The organism is Halobacteriovoraceae bacterium, from assembly GCA_020635115.1.
In the GTDB taxonomy this organism is placed as follows: domain Bacteria; phylum Bdellovibrionota; class Bacteriovoracia; order Bacteriovoracales; family Bacteriovoracaceae; genus JACKAK01.
Map to the genome: position 1 here is coordinate 26,710 of JACKAK010000016.1, position 9,682 is coordinate 36,391.

The following is a 9,682-nucleotide window of genomic DNA, read 5'->3' on the forward strand; positions in this document are numbered from 1 at the left end:
AATACTAAACAATTAACTCTTACTTTAGCGCTGATCGCGGCCGAAAAATGCTTAAAACGAGACACATACAATTGAACGTATTTCCGCAGAAACTAAAAAAATGAATATTTTTAAACTCTATTAACTGAAATGACTTCTTCAATTGATTCAATTGAACTAATGACTTTTAAAAGTTCAGAATAATCTTTTACTTCAACTTCAAAAACAAAACTGCCTTTTCTGTCAGGAAGTGATTTTGCAATCGCAGATCTAATATTTATTCCAATTCCATTTATATGTTTTGAAATTGAAGATAATATACCAGGCTTATCATGCGTAATAGCTCTAATACTTACAGGGTGTTTAAAACCAAATTCAGGATTCCATTCTACGTGAATTTGCCTTCCATGCTCCGTTGCATGAACTCTCAGACAATCTAATTTATGAATCGTAATTCCTCTTCCTCTAGTAATATAGCCTACGATCTCATCACCTGGAATTGGATTACAACATCTGGCCATTCTAACCATAATATCATCAATTCCATCAACAATAATCGCATTGTCTTTATTGGCCTTGCGCCTTACTGTTTTAGACAATTTTTTTGAATATGAATCTATTTCTTCTAACTTTTTTTCTTCTTCTTTTGCTTTACTTGAAAGACCTGGAATTACTTCAACCACTTCTTTGGCCGTATACTTTCCAGAGCCAATGTCTATGAAAAGTTCATCTTCATTCTTTGCGCTAAACCTCTCAAAAATAACTTTATACTCGTCTTTTTTTTGCATTGATTTGAGAGATGTTTTAAATAGCCTGAATGTCTTTTCAAGAATATCCCTGCCGGCCTCTCTCCATTGCTCTCTTTCTTGTTTAAGTAGCCAAGCTTTAATTTTTGACCGAGCACGAGAACTTCTAGCAATATTTAACCAATCCTTAGATGGACTTTGAGTCTTACTCGTGAGTATCTCAACTGTGTCTCCTGATTTAAGTGTATACTTAAGCGGAACCATCTTGCCATTAACCTTTGCTCCAACACATCTATTTCCTACTTCAGTATGAATTGTATAGGCAAAATCTAGAGGAGTTGATCCTTTTTTAAGTTCAAATACATCTCCATCTGGAGTAAAAGCAAATACTCCCCCTATATCCAAATCATTTTTTACAACATCCATGAACTCAGAACTATTTTGAACATTTTGATTAAATTCTAGAAGCTCCTGAACCCAATCTAATTTTGTTTTTCCACTGGCCATTCCTTCTTTATATTTCCAGTGAGCAGCAACTCCTGTTTCTGCAACTTCGTCCATTTCATAAGTTCTTACTTGTATTTCAATTCTCTCTGCCTTTGGACCTATAACCGTTGTGTGAAGTGATTGGTAATTATTAACTTTAGGAATAGCAATATAATCTTTAAATCGTCCAGGAATCGGTTTATACGATGAATGAATGATTCCCAAAACTTTATAACACTCAGCAATTGTTGGAACTAAAATTCGAAAGGCCAGCACATCTTGTATCTGTTCATAATCCACACCGCGAGATCGCATTTTTTTGTATATAGAAAAAAAATGCTTTGGACGACCTTTAACTTCTGCTTTAACTGAAAACTCTAAAAGTTTTGTGTGCAGTTCATCGCCCACATCGCGTATATAGCGTTCACGCTCCGATTTTTTCATGGCAACTTTTTCTGCCAATTTATAATATACTTCTGGATGTAAATAACGAAGACAAAGATCTTCCAATTCTGATTTTACAGAGTTTATCCCAAGTCTACTGGCCAAAGGAACATAGATATCTAATGTCTCTTTTGCTTTTATTTTTTGTTTTTCTTCGGACACATATTGAAGAGTTCTCATATTATGCATCCTATCTGCAAGCTTTACAATGATCACGCGAATGTCTTTGGCCATTGCAACAACCATCTTCCTAAAATTTTCAGCTTGTGACTCTTCTTTTGTTTTAAATTTAATTTTTGAAATTTTTGTAAGTCCAACCACAATCTCGGCCATATTTCGGCCAAAGATCTTTTCAATTTCAGATGGCGCAACATCACAATCTTCAACAACATCATGAAGTAGACCTGCAATGATTGACTCCATGTCCATTCTTAATTTGATTAAGGTTGCAGCGACATTTAACGGGTGAATAAAGTAAGGTTCACCAGAGCTTCTCATCTGCCCATCATGAGCAACTCTTGCAAATTCATACGCTTTTTCGAAAAGTTGGAAGTCCGCATCAGGGTAATACCCACTAACTCTACGTTTGAGTTCGTCAAAATCTAAAGAGCGTTCATGAGAGAAGTCTAATTGGTGCACTTAATTTCCCAGTATTTCATTAACTATGTTTTTTAATTCTACGTAAGCAATTTCAATTTCGTCATTATAGACTTTGTAGTCATAATCATCTGAGCGTAAAAGTTCTTGTTTTGCATCAAGAATTCTTTGATGAATCGCTGTCTCTGAATCAGTTGCACGCCCACGAAGCCTACTTTCTAATTCTTTTAAAGAAGGAGGGGCAATAAAAATAGCATGGGCCTTCTGTTTAAAATATGTTTTAAACGAATCAGTTCCTTGAACATCTAAATCAAATAAGATATTTTGCCCATCTTGGATCTTTTCTTCTACAAATTTTTTAGATGTTCCATAATATTTCCCATGCACATTTGCCCATTCTAAAAATTCTCCACTATCCTTCATTTTTAAAAATGTTTCGACATCAATAAAATTGTAATGAACTCCATCTACTTCTCCTTCCCGAATAGGTCTTGTCGTAAATGAGACGGATTCAAGTAAATCAGGAAAATCAATTTTAAGTTTTTTTATTAAAGTAGATTTTCCAGCTCCTGAAGCAGACACTATGATAATAATTTTACCTTCAACTTCTTCATTCATTCTAAATTTAAACCTTGTTCGCGAATTTTTTCCAATTGCACTTTCATTTGAACAACTCTATTTGAAATTTCTCGGTTTCCTGATTTGGAACCAATTGTGTTTGTTTCCCTGTTAAGCTCTTGAACTAAAAAATCAATTTGTCTACCAACTTCATTATCACTAGAGAATATCTCATCTACTTTATTTAAATGTGATGTGATCCTATTTAATTCTTCATGTATATCTAGTTTTTCAAGATAATAAAGAACTTCTTGTAACATCCTTCCTTGGTCAACTGGAATTTTTTCTTTGTAATCGTTAATAAGTTTTTCTAATTTTTTTTCAATGGAAACTTTATATTCTTCGGCCAGAGGAGAAATCGTATTGAAAATACTATAATATTCGGACTTGTGCTCTTCTAGTATTGAAATTAGTTTGCTTCCCTCTGATACTCTTGACTTAGTTAAATCTAGACAAGCTCCCTCAAATGTACTCATTAGTGCATTTTGAAGTGAATCTATATACCCATCTGAGGTGTCTTGTAAGAACTCACTTCGCAAAAAATCAAGAGGAGAACACTCAAATCTTACACCATCACTTTCAATTCTATCTTCAAAATCATTTAAAAATTGATTTATTTTTGTAAAATCTAAATCGGCCATCTTAGAATTGACTGAGTTTTTTTTATAACTCACTGATATTTCAAAACTTCCACGCTTGAAATATTTTGAAATGATATTTTTAAGATCTATTTCAAGTGAATTAAATATACTTGGCATCTTAAAGCGTACATCTTTGAAGCGATGGTTCACGCTTTTAATTTCTACACTAATTATAAAGTCATCTGTCTCAAATTCGGCCTTGCCAAAACCTGTCATTGATTGAATGGCCATATCACCTCTCTCTTTAGATGGCGATACTACCAAAGGTAACAAAAAGCATAAAGAATTCTTATAAATTTTCTTGAAAAAACTAGCAGAAATATTTACCAATTACTAATTTTCCCAAAGTTTTATTGTTGCGCACAGTATCACTATTGATTTACCCACCCTTGAACTTGACCTTGTTCAAAGTAAACATGCCCCTCTTTTCCATTTATGAGAAATGTCCATTTTTCGTTTTCAAGTCTTGGATTTCCAGCAACTTCGACATAATCGGGTCTTCCCCAACGAGATACGACTTCATCTTTGCTCATTCCAATAAAAAGCGGGGCCTTTTTGCTTGTTCTTAATTTCAAATATTCAATTCTGGACTCCATTGAGCCATATTGAGAAAGGGGTGAGGGTTGTGAGCGTGCAAAGGAATGTAAAAAACGACTTCGTTGAGATGGTGTTAATCTTAAAGCGTATATTTTTTGAGAGATATGTCCAAGTTGATCCTCGTATTGACGAAATTCCTGATACTCAATTGGAGAGAGCTTTCTTAGTCTACTTTGATATTCTTTTTCTAAAGAATATGACTCCATATTTTTATTATATTCATCTGAACTAAGTGGAGTCCTTCTTAAAATTTCATAACGAGATCGGTAAGCATGCCCATTGTCACCAGAAACGACTTGAAAGTCTTTGTCTGCAGTGTAGTAAGGATCTTTTTGCTCATCCATTTCATCTGAAAATGAAATCCGATTAAACATACTTGAGCAGCTTGTTAAAGTAAAACTCAAAAAAATGAGTATAAGCAGGTTTTTCATATATCCTCCAGCGTGTAAGGCAAAGAGTAAATCGGAATTTTTATGAGCTTATAAAAAAGTGGAGTGATAAATTTTTATCTTGAGAAGTTTTTGCCTTTCTCAGATCAATCTTGTCAGACATATATTTACTAATATTCAAGTGCATTAGTGTCGATGAATCCTAGAGGAAGGTAGGCAAAGTCGTGGATAAATGGATTAAAATTGAAGCATTCATCAATAAATTTTTATTGTTCATAATCGGACAAAGCAAATCAATAATTGCCAAGATAACTCCTCAAAAAGTACAAGATTTCACAAAAAGAAAATTTTATAAAAAAAAATCACGTCAAAAGAAAGAGTCATTACCCTTAAAGCAAAAAGTTGTAGTTTTAGTCCTTAATTTTAAAATATTAGTTGAGAAAGTAAAAGCAAAGTTAATAACACTTATTTCTAATTTAAAAGAACTGATATCCAAAGTTAAAAGTTTGGATTTTAAATCCCTTCAACTCTCTACATTTAAGAATTATATTTCAAAATACACTTTACCTATTTGGTTAAAAATAAAAAAATTTACATCGAATTTATCCACTAGAACCATTCTAGGAGTTGTTTTAATTGGTCTTGTTATCTTTTTATCGTTAATTAGTATTTTTAATAGTAGTGAAAAGATAAAAGATAAGTTTAGTACGCCGATAACTATGCCCACAGTTGAAGAAGTCATCAAAAAAACTCAAAAAAGATCTCAATTTTATAAACAAGCAGACAAAATCTTACTTATTACACATGTTACTATTCCTGTTTTCATAGAAAGTTTTAAAAGAGCTGAAACACTTATAATCGATATAAAAGTTAAAACATCTAATATGTATATCAAATCATTTTTTTTAGGAAAGGATTATTTAGTTAAAGATATTATTACATCAAATATTCACCCCATTGTACGAGATTTCCCACTAGAAGAAGAAGGCAAAACAATTATAAAAGAAAAAATTAAACAAGAGCTTAATAATCTTTTAAAAATAAACAAGATTCAGGGCGAAATTCTAGAAGTATATATTGAAAATCTTTTACTCGGTTAACCCAATATTTAACCTCACAGTACTTGGAGAAATTTTTAATATCTTAGCTGTAGAAACAATACTTTTTTGACATTTAAAATAAGTATCCTTTATATACCTTTTTTTCATCTCTTTTAAACTCATATGTTCCCTACTATATTTTTGAATTGATTCTGAACTTTGATTGGCCAGAAGTTCTTCATCAATTGAATCATAAACCAGTCTACCTCTAGGGTTCAAGGTTATCTTCCTTTTTAAATGGCCAAGAAGTTGACGATAGTTTCCAGGCCAACTATATGAGAGATAAGCTTCTAACAAATCAGTAGAAATTGAAACTCCAGCTTGTCTCAATTTTTCAAATATAATATTTTTTAATTTCATAGAATCCTCACTAATTGAGGGAACATGAATAAAATGGCCAGAACTTATGCGATAATAAAAGTCTTTCCTAATAACATTTTCCTTTACCAAATTATACAAATTACGGTTAGCTGCAAAAATCAAACGGACATCTACTTTTTTATCTCTATACCCACCAATTTTTCTTACTTTTAAATTATCCAAAAACAACAATAATTTAATCTGTAAACTTTCAGAAATACTATCAATTTCATCGAGAAAAAGTGTCCCATAATTTGCTTGAGAAAGAAGTCCCTCTTTTTCCCGTATAGCTCCAGTAAATGCACCTTTTACATGTCCAAATATTTCACTTTCTATAAGAGAATTATTGTATGTTGAAAGATTGAGTTGGACAAATTCCCCCTTCCGCTTACTTTGTTCATGTATTTGTTTAGCTAGATGGCTTTTCCCGCATCCTGTTTCTCCTTCTAACAATATAGTGAGATCTGAAAGAGCGATCAGTTCAGGAACAATACTATCTTCCTTGAATGTTTTATTTTTAAAAAACAAAGTATTGTGTCCAATTTGTAGCTGATCTCCCTTTTCCAAGAGGGCATCATATGAGAGATTGCCATTTAACCTAAAAGGAATATCACATTTCGACTTTATGCGATATCTCATGTAACCACCGTATAAACAGACTAATTCCAGACTAAACTCACCCTCTCTTTCATTTAATGCCATCAGTTGAATATTTGGTGCTTGAATAAGTGTAGAATGCTCCTTTTTAAGACCAATTGTATAATGAGTTCGATTCAAATCAATTGTCCTTCTTCTCCCCTGACATGGAATAATCTGTAATTTATCAAATTGGGCGACACCATTTTGCACACTATTTTCTTTAAATAGATTGAAATCTAAAACTTTCATATCAACTCCTAAGAATTTTTTCTGTGCTTATACACAATTCATGCCAAATAAATAATCACTATAGCTAATAAGTATTTTTTATTCCAAAAAAGAAATTGGTTGAATTAAAGAACTTTAATGGTAAACATTTCCCATGAATTTTAAAATTGCAAAAGGACGATGTAAATTCTCATATGGATTTCAATCTCCATCACAAATGAATGATTTTCTAATCAATAATGCTGACGCTATCGGAGTGGCCTTTGTTGGGCGCTCGAATGTTGGAAAATCATCACTTATCAATACAATTTATGGAAAAAACCTAGCTAAAACTTCAAAAACACCTGGTCGAACTCGACAAATAAATGTTTTTGAATTTTTTCTAGAAAACGAAGGCAGTATATTCAATACCTCTCAAAAACTATACCTCTTCGACCTGCCAGGTTACGGACATGCTGAAGTCTCAAAAGAAATGAGCAAACAGTGGCAACAGTTAATGGATACTTTTTTTCAACTAATCAGTCCAAATTTATTATTAGTAAGTATACAAGATGCAAGACACCCCAACCAAAAGAGTGATCAACAATTCTATTCCTATATCAAAAAATTTGCACATCAAACAAGTTTGGTTTTTAACAAAATGGATAAGTTAAAAAAACAAAAAGAAAAAGCCGCTCTTAAAAAGATTAAACCTGAAATAATGAGAGAATTTAAATGGGTCCAAGAAATATTTTTCTTATCTGCTGAAGATAAACAAGGTGTTCCCCCATTTGAGGCCTCACTTGTGAATTTCATTAACAAACGCTTGTTTATAGAAGAAAATATCTAAGACTATTTCTTATCATCTTCAATATTTTCTTTTTTTTGAGACACATCTTCCGGGGCCGAGGCAAACTTAATCTTCTCCATCTCGACCTCCATCAACTTTAAATCTTCTCTACAACGACTTATTTTTTCAACAAGCTCACTTGCTTTCGAAGAATTAAGATCTAGCTCTCCAGATTTAATTAATTTATAAACCATTTTTCCTAAATTTTCATAAGACTCATGAAGATCCGAATTAGTCCTTGAAGCGTTGATCATTTTACGGCCAATTTCGGTAGTCCTTTTAAATTCCTCAAGGCCTGTATTGAACATTTCTTGAACTTTATTTCTCCAATCCTGTTTATTCATAAAAAACCCCTGGCCAAATATCAATTTCAGATGGCAACTCTATTATATGGCGGTAACCCTAATCTTGAAAAGGGCCAGTAAGGGAAAACAATTTCCATTAAATAAAATTCGATATATGCTTTTTTAAGACTAAGGGGTCAAAAATGCTTAAGTTTCTCTCAAAATACATAACTTACAGCGGGATGCATCAAGACAAGATTGAAAAAATCTTCACAACTCTAGATAAAAAGTACCCCACCGGATTTGATGCATTCGGCCTTAATATTAAAGAAGCAAAAAAGAGCATCAAAATCTTAAATTTTTTATATGAAAACTATTTCAAAGTGCGAGTATTTGGCCAAGAAAATGTAAAAGAGCAACATTATATGGCCGTTGCCAACCACTCTGGTCAAATCGCTATTGACGCTGTTCTTGTCGGTTGTGCTTTTACGTTAGGAGTAAATCCACCAAGACTGGCCAGACCCTTGGTCGAAAGATTTTTTGGCTCAATACCATTTGTAGGAACATGGGCCACTCAATTAGGGGCCGTCCTTGGCGATCGCCAAAATTGTATAAGACTCTTAGAAAGAAAAGAAACTGTATTAGTCTTTCCAGAAGGTGTCAGAGGTGTTGCAAAAAGTACCCCACAGTTTTATAAGCTTCAGAATTTTTCACATGGCTTTCTTAGAATGGCCATTAAAACAAAATCAGACATTTTACCTATCGCAGTTGTTGGTGCAGAAGAATTTTATCCCTATGTATTTCAAGCAAAAAAACTTGCTAAAAAATTTGGACTTCCTGCCTTACCTCTATCACTGAATTATTTCCCACTACCATCTCCCGTCGATATTCATTTTGGTGTCCCCTATAAAATCCCAGAAGACCTTACAGAAGATGCACCTGATAGTGAAATTGATATTCACATACAAAAAATAGAAAGGCAGATTCAGAGCATGATCAAAGAAGGATTAAAAAATCGAAGATATTTTTTTGGTATTGAAAAGAGAAAAATCGATGATTAAAACAACCCAAAATGATGAAACTTATAATATTTTAATTATTGGCATGAGTGGCGGACTGGCAAAAATCTTGGCCAATTTACTTCTAAGAGAATGTAAAAATTGTATTATTACAGGTGTTGATACAAGAGAAGTCGTTGGGATTCCTAAAGATCCAAGAATTATTTTAAAAAAAATGAGCTATACACGTGGTAACTTTGAGAATCTTTTTCGAAATCATTCATTTCATACCGTTTATCACCTAGGTCGTATTGGTCATTCTGCGGCCAACCCAAATGCGAACCTGGCCCAACGGTTAAATATTTCAAAGATGGGCACAAACAGGATTCTTGAACTATCATTAAAGTTTGGAGTGAAAAAGCTCGTCATTCTTAGTACATTTCATGTTTATGGAGCTTATTCAGATAATCCCATTTTTATAAAAGAAGATGCTCCGCTTAGGGCCTCAAGTGTTTACCCTGATCTAAGAGATGTTGTTGAGATGGATCAAATTGCAGTAGAATGGATGTGGAAACACCAAGGTGAAATAGACACTATTGTGCTTAGGCCAGCGACTATTGTTGGGCCTCAAATTCAAAACTCATTTACAAGATATTTAAAAGCAGCTCTTGCTCCTGTGCCAATGGATTTTAATCCCATGATGCAATTTGTACATGAATTTGATATGGCCAGAGTATTCTTAGAATG

At 33.1% G+C, this 9,682-nt stretch carries 10 protein-coding genes; 4 read left to right on the plus strand and 6 right to left on the minus strand.

From position 1 onward, the window contains the following. Positions 1-110: 110 nt before the first annotated feature. From H6622_17935 to H6622_17950, 4 genes are all read right to left on the minus strand, one after another. A complete protein-coding gene (locus H6622_17935; protein ID MCB9063409.1) occupies positions 111-2,294 on the minus strand; it encodes a bifunctional (p)ppGpp synthetase/guanosine-3',5'-bis(diphosphate) 3'-pyrophosphohydrolase in 2,184 nt (727 codons plus the stop codon). Beyond that, on the minus strand, positions 2,295-2,870 hold the full coding sequence (gene gmk, locus H6622_17940; protein ID MCB9063410.1) for a guanylate kinase: 576 nt from the start codon (positions 2,868-2,870) through the stop codon (positions 2,295-2,297). Continuing rightward, entirely contained in the window at positions 2,867-3,742 is an 876-nt protein-coding gene (locus H6622_17945) for a YicC family protein (GenBank protein ID MCB9063411.1), read from the minus strand. The genes gmk and H6622_17945 overlap by 4 nt, the downstream gene beginning before the upstream one ends. Positions 3,743-3,882: 140 nt before the next feature. After that, entirely contained in the window at positions 3,883-4,539 is a 657-nt protein-coding gene (locus H6622_17950) for a hypothetical protein (protein MCB9063412.1), read from the minus strand. Between the two features lie 182 nt (positions 4,540-4,721). Between H6622_17950 and H6622_17955 the strand changes: the two genes are divergently transcribed. Then, a complete protein-coding gene (locus tag H6622_17955) occupies positions 4,722-5,597 on the plus strand; it encodes a hypothetical protein (GenBank protein ID MCB9063413.1) in 876 nt (291 codons plus the stop codon). Here the strand turns inward: H6622_17955 and H6622_17960 are convergent. Then, a complete protein-coding gene (locus H6622_17960; protein MCB9063414.1) occupies positions 5,586-6,845 on the minus strand; it encodes a sigma-54-dependent Fis family transcriptional regulator in 1,260 nt (419 codons plus the stop codon). The two genes, H6622_17955 and H6622_17960, sit on opposite strands and share 12 nt — an antisense overlap. A 133-nt stretch (positions 6,846-6,978) precedes the next feature. On the opposite strand from H6622_17960, the gene ysxC reads away from it, so the two are divergent. Continuing rightward, positions 6,979-7,653: a ribosome biogenesis GTP-binding protein YsxC gene (gene ysxC, locus H6622_17965; GenBank protein MCB9063415.1), complete on the plus strand. Its 675-nt coding sequence runs from the start codon at positions 6,979-6,981 to the stop codon at positions 7,651-7,653. A gap of 2 nt (positions 7,654-7,655) precedes the next feature. On the opposite strand, the gene H6622_17970 is transcribed toward ysxC, so the two are convergent. After that, entirely contained in the window at positions 7,656-7,997 is a 342-nt protein-coding gene (locus H6622_17970; protein ID MCB9063416.1) for a hypothetical protein, read from the minus strand. A gap of 143 nt (positions 7,998-8,140) precedes the next feature. Between H6622_17970 and H6622_17975 the strand changes: the two genes are divergently transcribed. Both H6622_17975 and H6622_17980 read left to right on the plus strand, forming a co-directional pair. Next, positions 8,141-8,998 carry an acyltransferase family protein gene (locus H6622_17975; protein ID MCB9063417.1) on the plus strand — a complete coding sequence of 286 codons (858 nt, stop codon included), beginning with the start codon at positions 8,141-8,143 and terminating at the stop codon, positions 8,996-8,998. Beyond that, positions 8,991-9,682, plus strand: a 692-nt coding sequence (locus tag H6622_17980) for an NAD-dependent epimerase/dehydratase family protein (protein ID MCB9063418.1), incomplete at its 3' end; no start/stop codon positions are given. The genes H6622_17975 and H6622_17980, both read left to right, overlap by 8 nt.